Source organism: Peteryoungia desertarenae (assembly GCF_005860795.2).
GTDB lineage: Bacteria > Pseudomonadota > Alphaproteobacteria > Rhizobiales > Rhizobiaceae > Allorhizobium > Allorhizobium desertarenae.
Genome location: NZ_CP058350.1, coordinates 1,811,342 through 1,829,433, shown reverse-complemented (window position 1 = coordinate 1,829,433; position 18,092 = coordinate 1,811,342). Strand labels below are relative to the sequence as shown.

Annotated in this window: 14 protein-coding genes and 1 riboswitch; of the genes, 6 read left to right on the top strand and 8 right to left on the bottom strand. The window is 60.0% G+C overall.

Annotated features, from left to right (window positions below):
- Positions 1–5 precede the first annotated feature (5 nt).
- The 4 genes from FE840_RS08655 to FE840_RS08640 form a co-directional block, all read right to left on the bottom strand.
- Positions 6–314, bottom strand: a complete 309-nt coding sequence (locus FE840_RS08655) for a hypothetical protein (protein WP_138285263.1) — start codon at positions 312–314, stop codon at positions 6–8.
- Between the two features lie 184 nt (positions 315–498).
- Positions 499–2,595 (bottom strand): methyl-accepting chemotaxis protein McpU, encoded by a 2,097-nt coding sequence (mcpU, locus tag FE840_RS08650; RefSeq protein ID WP_138285264.1) that lies wholly within the window; start codon positions 2,593–2,595, stop codon positions 499–501.
- Between the two features lie 246 nt (positions 2,596–2,841).
- A complete protein-coding gene (locus FE840_RS08645) occupies positions 2,842–3,600 on the bottom strand; it encodes a crotonase/enoyl-CoA hydratase family protein (protein ID WP_138285265.1) in 759 nt (252 codons plus the stop codon).
- Between the two features lie 153 nt (positions 3,601–3,753).
- Complete coding sequence (locus FE840_RS08640) at positions 3,754–5,532, bottom strand: acyl-CoA dehydrogenase family protein (protein WP_138285266.1); 1,779 nt, start codon at positions 5,530–5,532, stop codon at positions 3,754–3,756.
- A gap of 276 nt (positions 5,533–5,808) precedes the next feature.
- On the opposite strand from FE840_RS08640, the gene FE840_RS08635 reads away from it, so the two are divergent.
- The 3 genes from FE840_RS08635 to FE840_RS08625 all read left to right on the top strand — a co-directional run bounded on the left by FE840_RS08635 (position 5,809) and on the right by FE840_RS08625 (position 9,923).
- On the top strand, positions 5,809–6,804 hold the full coding sequence (locus tag FE840_RS08635) for a cache domain-containing protein (protein ID WP_138285267.1): 996 nt from the start codon (positions 5,809–5,811) through the stop codon (positions 6,802–6,804).
- The gene (locus tag FE840_RS08630; protein ID WP_138285268.1) at positions 6,801–7,868 is read left to right on the top strand and encodes a ligand-gated ion channel; all 1,068 of its coding nucleotides are present in this window, start codon (positions 6,801–6,803) and stop codon (positions 7,866–7,868) included. Before FE840_RS08635 ends, FE840_RS08630 begins: the two co-directional genes overlap by 4 nt.
- A gap of 144 nt (positions 7,869–8,012) precedes the next feature.
- Complete coding sequence (locus FE840_RS08625; RefSeq protein ID WP_138285269.1) at positions 8,013–9,923, top strand: PhoX family protein; 1,911 nt, start codon at positions 8,013–8,015, stop codon at positions 9,921–9,923.
- A 91-nt stretch (positions 9,924–10,014) separates the two neighbouring features.
- On the opposite strand, the gene FE840_RS08620 is transcribed toward FE840_RS08625, so the two are convergent.
- The 3 genes from FE840_RS08620 to FE840_RS08610 form a co-directional block, all read right to left on the bottom strand.
- The gene (locus FE840_RS08620) at positions 10,015–10,509 is read right to left on the bottom strand and encodes a BA14K family protein (RefSeq protein WP_138285270.1); all 495 of its coding nucleotides are present in this window, start codon (positions 10,507–10,509) and stop codon (positions 10,015–10,017) included.
- Between the two features lie 320 nt (positions 10,510–10,829).
- Positions 10,830–11,912 carry an FAD-binding oxidoreductase gene (locus FE840_RS08615; protein ID WP_138285271.1) on the bottom strand — a complete coding sequence of 361 codons (1,083 nt, stop codon included), beginning with the start codon at positions 11,910–11,912 and terminating at the stop codon, positions 10,830–10,832.
- Between the two features lies 1 nt (position 11,913).
- Positions 11,914–13,158, bottom strand: coding sequence for an aromatic ring-hydroxylating oxygenase subunit alpha (locus FE840_RS08610; protein ID WP_138285272.1), 1,245 nt, complete (start codon positions 13,156–13,158; stop codon positions 11,914–11,916).
- 102 nt (positions 13,159–13,260) lie between these two features.
- Positions 13,261–13,462, bottom strand: a riboswitch (cobalamin riboswitch).
- A gap of 301 nt (positions 13,463–13,763) precedes the next feature.
- Between FE840_RS08610 and FE840_RS08605 the strand changes: the two genes are divergently transcribed.
- Positions 13,764–14,369 (top strand): DUF6656 family protein, encoded by a 606-nt coding sequence (locus tag FE840_RS08605; RefSeq protein WP_138285273.1) that lies wholly within the window; start codon positions 13,764–13,766, stop codon positions 14,367–14,369.
- Here the strand turns inward: FE840_RS08605 and FE840_RS08600 are convergent.
- The gene (locus FE840_RS08600) at positions 14,353–15,456 is read right to left on the bottom strand and encodes a GGDEF domain-containing protein (protein ID WP_138285274.1); all 1,104 of its coding nucleotides are present in this window, start codon (positions 15,454–15,456) and stop codon (positions 14,353–14,355) included. The two genes, FE840_RS08605 and FE840_RS08600, sit on opposite strands and share 17 nt — an antisense overlap.
- 215 nt (positions 15,457–15,671) lie before the next feature.
- Here FE840_RS08600 and FE840_RS08595 point away from each other — a divergent pair, with 215 nt between their 5' ends.
- The gene (locus FE840_RS08595) at positions 15,672–16,667 is read left to right on the top strand and encodes an L-threonylcarbamoyladenylate synthase (protein ID WP_138285962.1); all 996 of its coding nucleotides are present in this window, start codon (positions 15,672–15,674) and stop codon (positions 16,665–16,667) included.
- Positions 16,664–18,091, top strand: a complete 1,428-nt coding sequence (locus FE840_RS08590; protein WP_138285275.1) for an FAD-binding oxidoreductase — start codon at positions 16,664–16,666, stop codon at positions 18,089–18,091. Before FE840_RS08595 ends, FE840_RS08590 begins: the two co-directional genes overlap by 4 nt.
- Position 18,092 lies beyond the last annotated feature (1 nt).

Below are 18,092 nucleotides of genomic sequence, written 5' to 3'. Positions count from 1 at the left end.
CCTCATCAGTAGGTGTAGAGCGTTCCAGAGCCGGTCACGTTGGGGCAGCGGCAAGTGCCGCCGACACGTCCCGGTCTTGCGGGGCACGAGTAATTGCCGTTCGGATTGTCGAAGGCTGACGGTTCTATGACGCAGTAGTAGCGCTGTGGGCGAACACCGGGTTCGCGGCGGATGACGCGGGTATTTTCGCCGCCAATGATCACGTCGCCGCTGGCCAGTTGGATGGAAGACTGGTTTGCCGCCGAAACGGGTGTCGCTGTCAGCGGGGCGATCGCAAGCACGAAAGCGATTGCAAGAGACAGTGCGCGGGGCATGAGAACTCTCCTGATGCCATAAGGCTGTTCTTGAATTTCATTTCCGGTTCAAAGCGGTCAACGCAACCCGCCCGACATTTGATCCCATCAAGGTGCAGCCGAGATGTGAACTCAGGCTGAAGCCTGGAATGGAAAAGGCGGCATCCAGAAGGATGCCGCCTCAAACAGGGTGATGAGATCGGGCTTATGCGGCCCTGCGACCGGATGAGGACGATGCCTGCCCCATGGTCCGGTCATCGATCCGGAACTGCGCAAGAAGGGCAGTGAGTGCTGCGGCCTCCTGCGCAAGACCGTGGCTTGCAGCCGTCTGCTCTTCAACCATGGCAGCATTCTGCTGCGTACCCTGGTCCATGGTGTTGACTGCCGTGTTGATCTCCTGAAGACCGGTCGCCTGCTCACGCGATGCCGTGACAATCGCGTTGACGTGGCCATTGATCTCCTGGACTTCGCGGACAATCACCTGCAATGCTTGGCCCGTCTGGTTGACCAGTTCGACACCGGAGCGAACCTGATCACCCGATGCATGGATGAGCGCCTTGATCTCCTTGGCAGCATTGGCCGACCGCTGCGCAAGCTCCCGCACCTCCTGGGCGACGACGGCAAAGCCCTTCCCGGCCTCACCGGCACGCGCAGCCTCGACACCTGCATTAAGTGCCAGCAGGTTGGTCTGGAAGGCGATTTCGTCGATCACCCCGATGATGTTGGAGATTTCGCCAGATGACTTTTCGATGCCCTGCATGGCGTCAACGGCCTTGTCGACAATCTCGCCAGACTTTTCGGCACCGGCACGCGCGCGGTTGACGAGCTGGCCCACTTCCTCGGCACGACGAGCGCTATCCTTGACCGTCGTGGTGATTTCCTCGAGTGCCGCAGCCGTTTCCTCGACAGAGGCTGCCTGCTGCTCCGTGCGGCGGGCGAGATTATCGGCAGAGGCGCGGATCTCGCTCGCACCACCATCAATGGCGCGGGCATTATGGCCTACCGTGGCAAGGGCTTCGTTCAGCTTGGCGACAGAAGCGTTGAAGTCGACACGCAGGCGGTCAAGGTCACCGGCGAAGGGCGTGTCAATCCGCGACACCAGATCGCCATTGGCAAGGCGACCGAGGCCGTCGGCGAGGGAGTGAACGGCAAACGAAACCTGCTCGGCTTCCCGTGCCTTGATGGCCTCGCGTTCGCGACGCTCCTGCTCGGACATGCTGCGGGTCTCGTCGGCTTCTCGGGCAAGGCGACCGCGCTCGATGATGTTGTCGCGGAACACGGCAACGGCGGCGGCCATCTGACCGATTTCGTCCTTGCGTTCGGTGCCGGGGATTTCTGCCGAGACGTCGCCACCTGCGAGTTTACCCATCACACCTGTCATGTCGACCACCGGACGAACCACAAGGCGCGACAGAAGGGCGGCGAGGATACCGATCATGGCGATGACGCCGATCACGGTCGCGACGGCAGCCGCTGTGCGGAACTCGCCAATAGCGGCAAAGGCCAGCCCCTGGTCGATCTGCACGCCCAGATACCAGTCGTCACGCGGCAGACCCTTGATCGGGATAAAGCTGACCAGCACGTTCTTGTCGGCGAAGACCGTTTCGGTGATGCCCGAACCGACCGCCGGTGTTGCCGTCGGGAAAGCCTCCTTCAGCGTCTTGGTAACGAGGTCGCCGTTGCTGTGCACGAGGATCGTGCCGTCCTGCTTGACGAGGAAGGCAGAACCCTTGCCGCCCATATCAACCGAGTTGACCATGGCGACCATCGACTCGAGCGAGAAATCGGAGGCGGCGACACCGAAGAGTTGGCCATCCCGCTTTACTGGAATTGCAGCACTGATGATCAGGTTGCCGGTTGACGCATCTGCATAGGGATCCGTCAGCACCATCTTGTCGGCCTTGACGGCGTCCTGATACCAGGGGCGCTTGCGCGGATCATAGTCAGCCGGCAAGTCCTGCGGCGGGTAGATGGTAAAGGCCCCGGTTTCGTCGCCCACATATGTGGACATGAATTCGCGCACCAGGACCGGATTGTCGAAAGCGGCGAGGATTTCAGACGCATCGGTGGTCTTTGCGGCGGCGTTTCCTGCCAGCTCGGTCAGCATAACCCGAGCATTCAGCCAGTTTGCAATGCTCTGGGATGCCTGGAGGCCGGAAGACTGAATCTCGTTTTCAACTGCCCGGCTTGTCGCGCTGCGCTGCAGGCTATCGATGTAAAAGGAGAAGCCTGACAGAGCTGCGACAACGACGAGAGACGCAGCCAGCAGTATCTTGGTCATGAGATTGAGACGGGTATGCACGGGGCAACTCCTGAAGTCTTCCTTCAGCCCTGTCACCCTGGCGGGCTGGTGGCATGAAGGGGATCGGTCAAATCATGGTGTCGATGACAACACCGTCATGGTGCTGCTGCGATGCTAAATCGCGCTCGCACCAGATTTAGGCCAAGAGACTTAAGGAGCACTTAAGCAGCCGCTTTAAAACTCCATTCAATTATCGGGATATTTAGTTTTATCGGTAATCACTAAAAGTTGTGGATACAACCGGCATTATCGCCCCTTCATGAATGCTTCGAAAGCGGCACGCGCCTCGGCGCTTTTCAACTGAGCCACAAAGTGAACGAGCTCTTCCTGCATGCGGGCGCGGACCTCATCCGGGCTGCCCTTGACGAGTGCACGGGCAATCTTCATTGCCGCCGGGGGCTTGGACGCCAGCGAGGCGGCGATCTTCAGGGTCTCTGTCTCGACTTCACCGGGCGAGACCACCTTCCAGATCAGACCTGCCTCTCGCGCCTGTTCTGCGGAAAAACCTTCGCTGGCGGCGAGCATGGCGAAGGCACGCTGGTGGCCCATGATGCGCGGGGCGATCAGGCTGGAGGCGGCTTCCGGGACGAGCGCCAGATCGACGAAGGGGGTCTTGAAAAGGCTGCGGTCTGAAGCGACGGTCAGATCGCAATGCATGTGCAGCGTCGTACCGATGCCGATCGCCAGGCCATCGACGCCGGAAACCAGCGGCTTGGTGACTTCGGTCAGCGCCCGCAGCAGGCTAAAAGCCGCTGGTTCGCCGACCGCGCCGGCCATGGCGAAGCCGAGGAAATCGGCCATGTCGTTGCCGGCGGAGAAGCAGCCTTCGGTTCCGAGAAAGGCGATGGCGCGGATGCTGTCGTCATTCTCGCCTTCGAGAAGGCCAGCGGTCAGCGTCTGGTACATTGCCTGGGTAATCGCGTTCTTCTTTTCCGGCCGGTTGAAGCGCAGGACAAGCACGCCGGGATGGGTTTCTGGGCGGGTGATCTCAATGTGGTCGGTCATCGCGGCTTCCTCGGGTGGTCCCCACCCTCCCCTTGAGGGGGAGGGTCGGAGCGCAGCTCCGGTATGGGGTGAACAACGACATATACTGGTTCTGGCAGGGTCACCCCACCCGCCGCTTTGCGGCGACCTCCCCCCTCAAGGGGGAGGTGGTGATCAGGCGAACAGTGCCCTCGCCGCGTTGAGGCTTGCCTCGCCGTTGATGACGCGGTCCTTGAGCGCGGCGGTTTCGGCGATGATGTTTTCTGCGGCAAAGCGGCAGAGTGCAAGGCGCTCTTCGCGGCCATGCTCTTCGTCAGGCAGCGCGCCCTTGGCCAGATAGGCGCCGGTCAGCGTCAGTCCGAAAAGGCGCTGATAGGGTGTTGCCCCCGAAAGGGCGGCATTGAGATTTCCGGCGGCCAGCTGGACCAGCAACCAATCGGTCGTCTGCTCAAGGTCGGCGAGACTGGCGTCAAGACGCGTCGCCGTCTCACCGAAGGCGGTGAGATTTGAGGCGCGCACGGCGTCCACGATCTCGCGCAGTTCACAGATGAAGCCACGGACATGCTCCCCGTTCGAGAGCGGCAGCTTGCGGGTGACGAGGTCGGCGGCCTGGATGCCGTTGGTGCCCTCGTAGATCGGGGCAATGCGGCTGTCGCGCCAGAAGCGGGCGGCGCCCGTTTCCTCGATGAACCCCATGCCGCCATGGGTCTGAATGCCGAGCGAGGCGACATCGACGCCGGCATCGGTGGCGAAGGACTTGGCAATCGGGGTGAGAAGAGCTGCACGCTCGGCCCAGTGACGGGCCTCATCGCCCTCTGCATGATGGCTCATATCGGTGGCGTGGGCGCACGTATAGCAGATGGCGCGCGAGCCCTGCGTCAGGGCCTTCATCGTCACCAGCATGCGGGCGACATCCGGATGCTCGATGATCGGCGACATGCCGGAGCCGGTCCAGCCGGGGGCTTTGCCCTGCGTCCGGTCCTTGGCGTATTGCACGGCCTTTTGTGTTGCCGCCTCACAGATGGCGACACCCTGCATGCCGACGGCAAGGCGGGCATTGTTCATCATGGTGAACATGCAGGCGAGGCCCTTGTTCTCCTCGCCGATCAGATAGCCGATCGCGCCCGGCTCGTCGCCGAACTTGCCGTCGCCGTAGATCATGGTGCAGGTCGGCGAGCCGTGGATGCCAACCTTGTGCTCAAGCGAATGGCAATGGAGATCATTGCGGGCACCGAGCGAGCCATCGTCATTGACGAGGAATTTCGGCACCAGGAAGAGCGAGATGCCGCGCGTGCCGGCGGGGGCATCGGGCAGGCGCGCGAGGACGAGATGGATGATGTTCTCGGTGATGTCGTGCTCACCCCAGGTGATGTAGATCTTCTGGCCGAAGATGCGGTAGGTGCCGTCATCGCGACGCTCGGCGCGGGACTTCATGACGCCCAGGTCGGAACCGGCATGCGGCTCGGTCAGGTTCATCGTGCCGGTCCATTCGCCTGACACCATCTTCGGCAGGTATTTCGATTTCAGCGCGTCCGATCCGTGAGCGCTCAGCGCATCGACGGCACCCATGGTCAGCGTCGGACCCAGCGCAAAGGCCATCGACCCGGAATTCCACATTTCGAGGGCTGCGACATTCAGCATATGCGGAAGCCCCTGCCCGCCAAATTCCTCCGCAGCGGTCAACGAATTCCAGCCACCCTCGGCCCATTCACGGTAGAGCTTGTCCCAACCATCCGGAACGATCACCTTGCCGTCCACAAGGCGCGCGCCCTGCTTGTCACCGACTTCGGCGAGCGGCGCGACTTCATCAGAGGCAAAACGACCGGCTTCCGTGAGGATGGCGTCTACAAGGTCGTCGCTCAGGTCGCCGAGCCGCCCGTCATCAATGGCCTTGGCCAGTCCAGCTACATGCTTCAGGGTAAAAGCAATCTCATCCACGGGTGCCTTATACATGGCGCGCTCCTCCACATTGGTATCCGTCCTAAGCGCATCCCCCTTACCCCGGATACGCCCTCATGACCCATTGAGCTAGTTGATTTTTACGTAAACGTCAATCGGTCTGATGCCCGCTGCGCCCGCTCGTCGCAGTCTCGATTGCAGCAGTCCGTTTTGTCCGAAGCATCCGTATTTTCGGGACGAGCCCGGGACTTTCACCCAAACTTGGTCGTTCGCACTTGGTAACGGTTGGCATAGGGAAGACTCCTCATTCTACTCATATCCGGGCCACCCATGACCCTTGACCGCTCCCTGGCGCTCGCCACAACGCTTTGCCTTGCGCTGACGCTTGCCATCGGCAGCGGGTTTCTCATCAGCGGCAGTCAAACGCAGCTCAATGAAAGCCACAGCCGGGAAATGCAGTCTACCGCGCTCCTGCTGACATCCTCCATGTCTCAGGCGGCCAGCCTGTCTGCAACCCATGCCCTTGCGATCAGCCGCGATCCGCTGGTGATCGAGATGATGAAGGCGGGTGAGCGCGCGGGGCTCGCACGCTATCTGCAACCGACTTACCAATCCCTGGCCAGCGAGGCCGGTGTGAACATGCTGCACTTCCACACGCCAGACATCAAGAGCTTCCTGCGCGTTCAGGACCCCGGCAATTTCGGTCAGGATCTCTCCGGTTTCAGACCGATGATCCTGGCGGCCAATCGCAGTCAGATCCTGCAAAAAGGCCTGGAAGTCGGCATTGCCGGACTGAGCCTTCGTGCGGTTGCGCCCGTTCTCGACCAGGAAACGCTGATCGGCACCTTCGAGGTGGGTATCGAGCTGAAGACGCTGATGGATCTGGCGAAATCGGCCTCGGGTGCCGATTTCGCCCTTTTCCTCAGCCCGGCCATGACAGGTTTTTCAGGTTCGGGACAAACGGCAGGCGCAGATACCTTCGGGCTGGTGATCGAATCGGCAACCAATACCTCGCTGTTTGAAGCCCTCTATCGATCGGGAGCCATCGGTCTCCAGCGTGAACCGGTGCAGGCATTCCACGCCGTCGATGGCACCCGCTATGGCACCTTTGCCCAGCCGCTGCTTGATTACTCCGGGCGGATGATTGGCACCATCGTCATCGCGCGGGATGTATCGGATTTGGATGGAGCCTTTCGACGCGCCTTGATCACGGCGCTGACGAGTGGGCTCATCGGCCTGCTGATTGGCTATGGCCTCATCATGGTGGCGATCCGCGCGATTGTTTTGCGACCGCTCGAGCGGACTGCCGGAGACGTCGGGTCATGACATGGCATGCCTTCCGCCTGCTCCTGCTTTTGCTGGCGATGGTTGCAGCGGGCGCCCGACCGCTCTTCGCCGAAGAGGCTGCCAAACCTCTGCCAAAAGGTGTTTACCTGCCGATGGCCGTGCATCTTACGATACGGGTCCTGAACGTATCGCGGATCGATGAAACGGCAGGTGAAGCCTCGATGATGATCGAGGTGAACGAGCGTTGGTCGAATCCGAACCTTGCCTTTGACCCGAGGATCACCGGCTTCGGGCGCTTCGACTATATCGGAGCGGAAGCTGAACAGCGACTTTCGGGAATGTGGACACCGGGAACCCTGATCGAGAACCAGATCAGCGAAGCCCGCACCCAATCGACCGCCATGATCCAACGTTCAGACGGAACAGTCACGCGGATCACGCGACTTGACGCGGATTTCCGCATCAAAATCAATATGACGACCTTTCCCTTCGACCAGCAGAAGCTGGCGCTGTCGCTGATATCTCCTCGCCATTCCGCCGATGAGGTCATCTACGTGATTGACGACATCGATCGGGAACTCTCGACAGTTGCCATCGATGTCTCGGCTACGAACTGGACTCCGGAAAGCATGTCGGTCGTGATGGAGCGCTTTCACGGCTGGAATGCCCAGCCTTTTGTTCGGGTTGTCGCGACCGCAATCCTGACAAGAGATTGGCAATATTATGTATTGCCAATATTTGTGCCGTTTCTGGCCGTGCTGTCCGTCTCGGTCTTCATACTCTGGTCACGCGACAGTCTGATCGGAGACAAGGCGCCGATCACCTATTCGGCGCTTCTTGCTCTCGCAGCACTCGGCTTCACCTACGAATCGAGCTTTCCCGGGTCGATCTCGATGAATTCACCCGTCGCCTTCATGGTCTCGCTCGGCTACTTCTACCTGATCCTGGTGCTCCTCATCGATATCGTGCTGACCTATTCCAACTATCCGGGCCGGGAGCGCTATCCCCACCTGGAGGCAGAGATCAGGTCCAATCTTCGTCTCTCTTTGCCTCTGGTGTTCATACTCATCTGCCTTTGTGCCGCATTGAGAGCGCTTGCCTGACAGGTCAGAACCGGGGCCAATTCGCAGTCGCTCAACAAGCCAAACGTGATATGGACGACATTCATCCATTCGTCACATGCCTGTCATCCAGTCTGACTAAGCGAGTGTTGGAACAATTCCAAAAACCAACCCTCGGAGGCCATCATGACCGAAGTGAACAAGAACGAACTGTCCTGGGATGAGTGGGACGAACTCCACAATCCTCCGCCGGCCGTCACCGACTTCGACCGCGTTGTCGAAAAGGCGATTTCGCGCCGTGGTTTCCTCGGCGGCATCCTCGCTGTCGGTTCTGCCGCTGCCGCCATGGGCACGCTGGGCAATCTGATGAGCTCGACTTCGGCGCAGGCGCAGGAAGCCGCCTCGCGCTTCGCGTTCAAGCCAATCGCGATCCAGACAGATGCCACCGTTCATGTTCCTGAAGGCTATAGCTGGAAGCCGCTCGCCAAGTGGGGCCAGCCGCTGTTCTCCAATGTTTCGGATATTGATCCGGTCAACGGTGTCAGCCTTGAGAATTCCGACAAGGTCTTCGGTGAAAACACCGACGGCATGGAACTGTTCCTGATCGGCGACCGTCAGGTCATCGCGGTCAACCACGAATATGTAAACAACAAGACCAACCTCCCGAACAATGCCGACGGCATGCCGATGAGCGCCGACGACGTTCGCATTCTGCAGAACCTGCAGGGCGTTACCGTCATGGAAGTGGCCGAAGGTGAAAACGGTTGGGAAATCGTTCTCGATAGCCCGTTCAACCGCCGCATCCACCACAACACGCCGATGAAGCTGTCCGGTCCGGCCGCTGGCTCCGACCTCGTCAAGACGGCTGCCGACCCAGCCGGTGTCGACTGTCTCGGGACCTTCAACAACTGCGGCGCTGGCAAGACGCCGTGGGGCACCTACCTGACCTGCGAAGAAAACTTCAACGGCTATTTCGGCACCACAAACGCCGAATTCCAGATGCCGGACGACTACAAGCGCTATGGTATCGTCGCCGAAACACGCTATGCCTACGAAAAATTCGACGAGCGTTTCGACGTTGCCAAGAACCCGAACGAGCCGCGCCGCGCCGGTTATGTTGTCGAGATCGACCCGTCGGATGCATCCTCGACGCCAATCAAGCGCACTGCCCTTGGCCGCTTCAAGCACGAGAATGCAGCCGTTACCATCGCTCGCGACGGTCGTGTCGTCGTTTACATGGGTGACGATGAGCGCGGCGAATTCCTCTACAAGTTCATCTCGAACGGCATCTACGTGCCCGGTGGCGACACCTCGAAACTGCTGGACGAAGGCACGCTGTACGTCGCCAAGTTCTCCGACGATGGCGCAGGCGAGTGGCTGGCGCTGACACCGGAAACCACCGGCATGAAGGCTGACGAAATCGCCGTCTTCACCCGTCAGGCCGCTTCCAAGGTCGGTGCAACGACCATGGACCGTCCCGAATGGGTCGCCGTCAACCCGGTTGCTGTCGAGGCCTATTGCTGCCTCACCAACAACAGCCGCCGCGGCGAAATCAAGGACGGCAAGCTGCGCACCAATGCCGGTGGAGACGAAATGGCCGTCAATGCCGTCAACCCGCGCGAGAAGAACGAATATGGTCAGATCGTGCGCTGGTATCCTGCCAATGACGATCACACCGATTCCAAGTTCAACTGGGATCTGTTCGTCATGGCCGGCAACCCGGTTGTCCACCAGGACGCCTATGCCGGTTCGTCGAATATTAACGAAGGCAACATGTTCAATTCGCCGGACGGCATGATGTTTGACTCGACCGGTCTCGTCTGGATCCAGACAGACGGCGAGGATTCGAACGAAGGCGATTTCGCCGGCCAGGGCAACAACCAGATGCTCGCTGGCGACCCGGTTACCGGGCGCATCGAGCGCTTCCTGACCGGCCCTAAGGGCTCTGAAGTCACCGGCCTCACCTGGTCCGCCGACAAGCGCACCATGTTCGCCGGTATCCAGCATCCTGACGCTCCGTTCCCGGATGGCGAAGGCAAGCTGCCGCGTTCGACCGTTGTTGCGATCAAGCGCGACGACAACGCCCTGATCGGCTGATGATCGCTACAGCCAGAAGCACGAATGCCCGGCGTTTGCCGGGCATTCTCGTTTCAGGCATCTGAAATCTCTGAATTCCTGTCCTGATCCGTCAGTAGTAAGGCGAATAGCACTGCTGGCGCGGGCCGTGATACGGCTGGAAGGTGTTCGATGCCCGGTGATAGGACCGGTAGCGATTGGCGCACCAGGCATAGTGGCGCGGATTGATCCCGACGCGGGCGCGTGGCGGAGGTGCGGGCTGGACAGCGATCGCGCCGCCGATGATTGCCCCTGCTGCAAAGGCTGCGAGCGGAAACCAGTAACCGTCGTGATAGCGATAGCCCGGTCGCTTCGAGCGATAACCGCGGTGACCGTTGTAATAGCCATGACGCTCGTAACGGTAATGGTGCGAACCATAGCGACGCTCGTGACGCTCATAGCGTTCGTATCGGTAATAGGTTCCATGGCGATGATCGACCCGCGTCACGTCAGAGGTGATAGTCACCGGTGCGGACGGCAGGCTCATGGCCTGTGCGGGCGCAATGCCCGTCAGGCTGACTGTGGCGGCCAGGACGACGGCAGCACAGCGCTTCATAATGGTCCTCATGGCAGGTCTCCTACCCTGTTTTGGTTTGAGATCGCGCACTCACCGCGAGGCCCGACCCTCTCCGCTGGATTGTCCAAGGGAATGCTGAAAAGCTAACGTATGCCATCTGAACCTAATATTAACGATTGTGGCAACGGAATTCTGCGTTCAAACGCAACCCGGCCCGACGATGTCTCGTCGGGCCGGCTGCCTGAACGGAGCGAATGGCGGGGGGACCTCACATCCGTAGGCACACGTCAAACGCATGGATCAGCGGTTGGTTCCGCCGCATGAAGGAAAAATCTGAAAAAATCCGACCGCGCCAAAAAGGAGCACGCGCCTCAGGCTTCGATCTCGATATCGCCCTTCGGCCGCGAACAGCAGGCGAGGACATAACCCTCGTCGATCTCGTCATCGAGAATGCCGCCATTATGGTCCATTTCGACCTCGCCCGAGAGCTTCATGACCTTGCAGGTGCCGCAAAGGCCGGATTCGCAGGCGGCGCCGATGCGGACACCGGCGGCCCGCGCTGCCTGCAGCACGGTATGGCCCGGCGCGCAGAGGCCGTCCTTGCCGGACATGGCGAAGGTGACCCTGGTCGGCTGTTCGCCATCGGCATAAACAACGACTTCCGGCAGCTCCTGCTTGACCGGCTGGAACGCTTCCTCGTGATACTGCTTCATGTCGAAGCCGGCGCCTTCGAGCGCCTCGCGCACGGTCGCCATGAAGGGCGCCGGGCCGCAGCAGAAGACCGTGCGATCGAGGAAGTCGGACGCGAGAAGCGCGATCTTGGCCTTGTCGATACGGCCCTTCAGGCCCGACCAGAGCTGACCGCGACCCAATTGCTCGATGATGAAGCCGAGCTGGAAGTTCGGCATGTCACGGGCTTTTGCTTCCAGTTCCCAGCGGAAGATGATGTCATCGGGCGAGAGGGCACAATGCAGGAAGGTGATGTCGCTGTCGGGAGCCCGGTCGCTCATATCGCGGGTCATCGACATCATCGGCGTGATGCCGGAACCGGCCGAGATGAAGAGATACTTCTTGCCCGGATACTTGGCATAGGAGAAGTCGCCAAGTGGGCCGAAAGCCTTCAGCGCCATGCCGGGCTTCAGGTTATCGAACATCCAGCGGGTGCCGATTGAATCCTTCTGCGCCTTGACCGTCACGGCCACCGTGTAGGGGCGCGAGGGGCTGGAGGAGAGCGTGTAAGTGCGCATGACCGGCTCTGGCCCGACCGGAATTTCCAGCGTGACGAATTGGCCCGGCAGATAGCGGAACCACAGGCCCGGCTTGTTGGGCTTGAAGGTAAACGTCATCACGTCGGCGGCCTCGGGCGTGACGGCGACGCATTCCAGCAGATGCTCCCGGTCGGACCAGGGGCGCATCTCGTCGACATGGCGATACTGGGTGACGGCGATGTTCATCTCAGGCCACCACGGAAAGACGAGCCTTGTCGCCCTGCAGACGGCTCACCATGAAATTGGAATACCATTCGACGAACTGCATGACGCCACCTTCGTGATCGACGGAATAAGGACCGGGCTCATAGGCCGGCGAGCGGATGCCGAAGGCGTTTTCCTCAACGATCGAACGATCCTGATCGTTGGTCATGTTCCAGACATGGGTCAGCTCGTCCAAGTTGTAATCGACGCCTTCGACGGCATCCTTGTTGACCAGCCAGGTGGTGGTGACGGCGGTTTCCTCCGCCGAGATCGGCAGGACGCGGAAGGAGATCGCGTGGTCGCCGAGGATGTGGTTCCAGGTCGTTGGATAGTGGAAGAGCAGCATGGTGCCGATATGGCTGATCGGCACGTCGGCCGAGAGCGGCTTCTTCACGGCGCGCTTGCCGGACATGGTGTAGCTCTCGGCATCCTGGATCAGCGGCATACGGGCGGTGCGGAACTGGCCTGACGGATCCATCTTGAACTCTGACGGCAGACCGGCGGCCTCGCAGCGTGCCCAGTGCTCGGAAATGAACGGGTCATCGCCTGCACCCTGGACGCCGGTTGCGGTCGGGGCTTCCGGATAGGTGCGGCAGAGCTCCGGATGGTTGCCGGCGCAGTGGTAGCATTCGCGGTTGTTTTCCCAGACGAGCTTCCAGTTGCCCTTCTCGATGATCGTGTTCTTGTGGGCAACCTTGGCCTCCCACAGACGATGCGGGCGCAGATACGGCTCTATCGAGGCGCGGACCAGGGCGAAATCGGCAGGCTCGTTGGCGAGACAGACGAAGATATAGCCGCCGACGCTTTCGCAATGCACGGTCTTCAGGCCGAACTCGGCCTTGTCGAACGTTTCGCCCATCTGCCGGGCAAAGACCAGCGAGCCGTCGAGATCATAGGTCCAGTTGTGATAGGGGCAGACGAGCTTGGCAGCGGCGCCCTTGTCCTTGGTGCAGACGCGGTGGCCGCGATGGCGACAGGTGTTGTGGAAGGCGCGGATGACCTGATCCTTGCCGCGCACGACGACGACGGGGTAATCGCCGATCTGGGCGGTGAAGTAATTGCCGGCGCGCGGGATCTCGCAGTCGTGGCCGATGAACAGCCAATCGCGATACCAGATCATTTCCATGTCGAGTTTGAAATAATCCTGGTCGATATAGAAAGGCTGTTCGAGCGAGAAGCCTTCGCGGCGGTTCTTCAGCTGGCGTAGCACGGTGGCCTGCAGGTCCATGTCGTCCTCGTTTTCAAAAACTCGGGGGAGAAAAGAGCACAGCCTGTCGTCGCCTTGAGAAGGCGGGGCGCATAGCTATCTCCGGTCGCCCTCCGCAACCTCAAATGTCCGTCTGCCGAGGCTGGTTTCCGGGCTCAGGAGCATCCTTGCGGATCAGACCGACGCCTTCCCAGGTCTCCCCCCAGTGGCAATGTGTCGGCCCTTCACTCCACCACCGTTGCGGGGGCAGCGCCGGATTTTGACCGGCTTCCCGATTTCCCGCCCCATCTTGAAAAGAGGCGGCACCTCGAGCGTTGAAATCACTTAAGCACAACGCCTTGCCATACGCTGCATTGCGAAACGACAAGGCCTCGAATGTTTGCGACATGGGTGATCGAGCACGGGATGCCGCAAGGCGCAAAATTTCCATTTTAAGTCAGCGCATTAGAAGAAATGTGATCGGGACCCCGGTCAATGCATGACGCAATCTGACCATGCCGCGGAACCGGTTGTTTTTGCAGGACGGCAAGCCTCGCGAAACCTAACTGACGCATGGTCAGGCAAACACCCATTAACCACGGTGCGCTAATCTAAGTATGGTTCAGTTGGAAACGGCAGAGTTCCCGATGCAGAAATTGCGTTACTATGCAGCCAAGGCAACCAGCAAGGTGCCCGTGCCCGGCAAGGCGGCGCATACCGAATTCCTGCGCACGGGGCGGATTTCGCGTCACCGTGATGATTGGGTTCCGGAAGAGCGACGTTATCTGACCTTTGACGAAGTGGCAGCGCGCACAGGCAAGCGTCTGGAAGCGGCCGCTGAAACCACTCACACGCGAATCAACAGCTTCCACCGATCGATCAAGTTTCCGAAGATCATTTTTCACCGGACATTGGAACAGACGCCACATCTGGGTTATTGCCACGTGACTGCGGCCCGGACGAGCTTTGCGAAATATGCCGATGTCAAATGGGCCTTCTACATCGCCAATTTCTTCGCCGAGATCGGGGAAACTGAAGAAGCCTTCTTCGGGCAGATCAAGCCGGACTATTCACGGATGTATTTCGCCGTGGCAATTCATCCGGAAAAGGAAAGCAAGTCCATGGTGATCGATCGTTCGATCCGCGACAATGGACTTCTGTTCCGCACCCACGATCCGAAGCAGGCCTTGAAGAATGTGCTGCAACTCGGCGCCAAGGACGCCGAGTTGCGCAAGATCATCGCGAAGCTTTGACGCCGTCCGTTGCGCCAAAACCGCCCACCGGCTTTTTCTTGTAAATCAGCCAGTCTTTCGAGGCGTATTCGCTTGCGCCGTAAATGGTGACCGTATCACCGCCTGCGCCCTTCGAGGTCGCAAGAGCCTTCTCGGCAAAATTGGTGAAGTCGAAGGCGTTGGGAGCCTGTTCGGAGAAGCAGATACCGAAGGACATCAGCACCTGGGCAGCCGCGCGTCCCGTACCTGAATTGACGAAGGCGGTCGCCTTCAGCTTCGAGCGCACATGCTCGACAATTCGGGTCACCTCTTCCTGGTCAGAGGTGTAAAGCAGGAGCCCGAAGCGACCACCATCGAAGCGGCAGGCAAGATCGCCACCGCCCGATACGGCTTCGAGAACCTTGGCAACCTGCAGGATGTAGCGCTCGGCGACAGTCGGACCTGCCTGCTCCTGGATCCGGGCAAAATCATCGATCTCACCGATAGCGACGCCACAAAGCACGGGCATCTCAGGATTAGCGAAGACCTTGGCAATGGCCTTGTTGAAGGCACGGCGGCTGGCAAGACGCGTCAGCGGATCGACAAACTTGGCGGCCTCGGCCTCTTCGGCCTCACGCTGAAGATCAGCAAGGCTTGCGGTCTTGTCAACCACGGCGCGCACCACATTGCTGTTTTGATAGGCGCGCTTTTCGGTTGCAGCCTTCAGCGCCTTGATCGATTGACCGAGCGGCGTTCCTTCGAGATCGGCTTCCGTCATGATGGCGCGCGACGCATGGCCAATCACGCGACCATAATCGGTGAGAGAAATCTTCTCCTCGTTGAGCAGGTTGATGAAACTGCTCATTTCGGCGCGAACCTGACCGTTCTGGCGGCTGAGCAGGCCATCTTCATGGTGATGCGGCAGATATTTTCGGCCCAGCGCATCCAGCGCCTCCTGCGTCTTGACCTTGCCCAGCGCAATGAAGTCGCGCACCAGTTCGGGGTTGGAGCCAGCATAGGCCTCATAGACCAGCTCGTAATTTCGCGGCAAACCATCGATACCCATCTGGTGCATCGCTGTGGCAACCCGCAATGCAATGCTGGAAGCAGGATTCTTGACTTGCTGCATCTTTTCTTTCCTGGCTGGCTACGACGTAATTCGATGGTTTTGCGAACAATTGCAGAAGAATTCTTTCTTTCGGTTACATCGACGTTTAAAATTTTACCCTTTTCAATTCTGACTGTCTCAAGGCAATTAATCGGGCTGTTTCGTTGCGAAAAGAGGTTTGCAAGACAGACTTCCCTCGCGCTATGGACACTCGCATCGAGACGAAAGACGGAAACATGGCGCGGGTCATCAAAATCGAGGAAAACCGGGAGGAAGCGCTGAAGGAAGCGCTTCATCTTCTCGCGGCGGCAAAACCCGTCGCCATCCCGACCGAGACTGTGTATGGCCTAGCTGCAGATGCCACCGATCCGCGTGCAATCACCAGCATTTACGAAACGAAGGGACGCCCGCGCTTCAATCCGCTGATCTGCCACATGGCCGATCTCACCATGGCGGAACGATATGCCGAGTTTGATACCGTATCGCGCTTGCTGGCATCGCATTTCTGGCCGGGCCCGCTGACACTTGTCCTGCCGCTGAAGGGGGCAAGCGGAATTCATCCACTGGCGACGGCAGGATTATCGACCGTTGGCATTCGGGTCCCGCAGGGGGCTGCAGGGGAATTGATCCGCCGTTACGGCGAACCGCTGGCCGCACCGAGCGCAAACTCCTCCGGTCGGATCAGCCCGACGACGGCAGCCCATGTCGATGCCGATCTCGGCAGCAGGATAGACCTCATCCTTGATGGCGGCGCCTGCCCGGTGGGTGTGGAATCGACGATCGTGAAGGTCGAGGATGATCGTATCCGGCTTTTGAGACCAGGTGGCATTTCCGTCGAAACGATCGAGGCGCTGACCGGCCTTGCGGTTGAGCGATCGCAGCTGGAAAAACACGCTGCCATCGAAGCGCCCGGCATGCTGACATCCCATTACGCGCCCAATGCCCATGTGCGACTGAATGCCGTCAAAGCCGCCCCTCAGGAGGCACTGATCCGGTTCGGACCGCAGCCGGTAGAAGGAGAGGATCGTGTGAAGATCAGCCTCAATCTGAGCCCGGAGGGGGACCTTCGGGAGGCAGCGGCCAATCTGTTTGACTATCTCAAGAAGGCCGACGCCAGCGGCGCAGTCGGTATTGCTGTCGCCCCTGTCCCGTTTGACGGATTGGGCGAGGCAATCAATGACCGGCTGATGCGGGCTGCCGCGCCAAGAGGGCCGGACGGAGAGCGGAGATGAACCTTGCTCTGACACCGGCCGAGCGCATGCGCGCCTTCATCGCTATCGTGGGGGAAGCGAATGCCCTGACGCGGGCCGACGAGATCAAGCCCTATCTCACGGAAAATCGCGGTCTTTATCATGGCGCATCCTCCCTTGTACTGAAACCTGCTTCAACAGAAGAGGTCTCGGCCATCCTGAAGCTTGCCAGCGAAACGGGAACGCCTGTCGTACCCGTCAGCGGAGGGACTGGGCTCGTGGGCGGACAGGTGCCGCGCGAAAGCGGCGAGGACGTGCTGCTGTCGCTCGAACGGATGAACAGGATTCGAGAGATCGATCCCCAGGCCGATGTCATCATTGCCGATGGCGGCTGTATTCTGGCCGACATCCAGAAAGCAGCCGAGGCACATGGCAGGCTGTTTCCGTTGTCTCTGGGGTCCGAAGGCTCCTGCCGGATCGGCGGCAATCTCGCGACCAATGCGGGCGGGACAGCCGTTCTTGCCTATGGCAATATGCGCCAGCTTTGCCTCGGGCTGGAAGTGGTGCTGCCAACAGGGGAAATCTGGGACGGGCTTCGGCGTCTGAAGAAAGACAATAGCGGCTATGATCTGCGGGATCTCTTCATTGGTGCGGAAGGAACACTTGGCGTGATCACGGGCGCCGTCCTCAAGATGTATCCCCGTCCGCGCGGCAAGCAGGTTGCCTTTGCAGGACTGTCAACGCCAGCAGACGCGCTGGCGCTCTTCGAAAAGGCCTCTCAGCGCTGCGGCACGGCCCTGACCGGGTTCGAGCTGATGCCACGGATCGGGATCGAATTCACCACGCGGCATGTGCCGGGTGTGCGCGATCCCCTGCTCTCGCCCCATGCCTGGTATGCGCTTATCGATATCTCCACCTCCGATTCTGCGGAAACAGCCGAGGCGATGATGCATGACCTCCTGGAAGAGGCCTTCGAGGCGGGGCTTGTTGCAGATGCTGCCGTTGCGAGCTCGATGGCCCAGCAGAAAGCCTTCTGGCATCTGCGCGAAAGCATGTCGGACGCCCAAAAACCGGAGGGCGGATCGATCAAGCATGATGTGTCCGTCCCCGTGTCGCGCATTCCGGCATTTCTCGCGGAAGCCGATGCTGCAGTGCTCGCTCTCATTCCGGGCGCCAGGATCTGCGGCTTCGGACATCTGGGGGACGGCAATATCCATTACAATATCAGCCAGCCCGTGGGTGCTGACAAGGCGGAATTCATCGGACGGTGGCGGGAGGTCAATGCCGTGGTGCATGCGATCGTGCATGCCCATCACGGTTCGATTTCCGCCGAACATGGTGTCGGCCAGCTGAAGCGCGATGAGCTCATCGCCAGCCGTCCGCCGATCGAGACCGAATTGATGCGGCGGATCAAGCAGGCCTTCGATCCTGCAGGCATCATGAACCCCGGCAAGGTGATCGGCTGAT

Excerpts from the sequence above, each read along its gene's own strand:
- FE840_RS08655 (WP_138285263.1), bottom strand. The coding sequence starts at position 314 with ATGCCCCGCGCACTGTCTCTTGCAATCGCTTTCGTGCTTGCGATCGCC.
- FE840_RS08645 (WP_138285265.1), bottom strand. The coding sequence starts at position 3,600 with ATGACCGACCACATTGAGATCACCCGCCCAGAAACCCATCCCGGCGTG.
- FE840_RS08640 (WP_138285266.1), bottom strand. The coding sequence starts at position 5,532 with ATGTATAAGGCACCCGTGGATGAGATTGCTTTTACCCTGAAGCATGTA.
- FE840_RS08635 (WP_138285267.1), top strand. The coding sequence starts at position 5,809 with ATGACCCTTGACCGCTCCCTGGCGCTCGCCACAACGCTTTGCCTTGCG.
- FE840_RS08630 (WP_138285268.1), top strand. The coding sequence starts at position 6,801 with ATGACATGGCATGCCTTCCGCCTGCTCCTGCTTTTGCTGGCGATGGTT.
- FE840_RS08625 (WP_138285269.1), top strand. The coding sequence starts at position 8,013 with ATGACCGAAGTGAACAAGAACGAACTGTCCTGGGATGAGTGGGACGAA.
- FE840_RS08620 (WP_138285270.1), bottom strand. The coding sequence starts at position 10,509 with ATGAGGACCATTATGAAGCGCTGTGCTGCCGTCGTCCTGGCCGCCACA.
- FE840_RS08615 (WP_138285271.1), bottom strand. The coding sequence starts at position 11,912 with ATGAACATCGCCGTCACCCAGTATCGCCATGTCGACGAGATGCGCCCC.
- FE840_RS08610 (WP_138285272.1), bottom strand. The coding sequence starts at position 13,158 with ATGGACCTGCAGGCCACCGTGCTACGCCAGCTGAAGAACCGCCGCGAA.
- FE840_RS08605 (WP_138285273.1), top strand. The coding sequence starts at position 13,764 with ATGCAGAAATTGCGTTACTATGCAGCCAAGGCAACCAGCAAGGTGCCC.
- FE840_RS08600 (WP_138285274.1), bottom strand. The coding sequence starts at position 15,456 with ATGCAGCAAGTCAAGAATCCTGCTTCCAGCATTGCATTGCGGGTTGCC.
- FE840_RS08595 (WP_138285962.1), top strand. The coding sequence starts at position 15,672 with ATGGCGCGGGTCATCAAAATCGAGGAAAACCGGGAGGAAGCGCTGAAG.
- FE840_RS08590 (WP_138285275.1), top strand. The coding sequence starts at position 16,664 with ATGAACCTTGCTCTGACACCGGCCGAGCGCATGCGCGCCTTCATCGCT.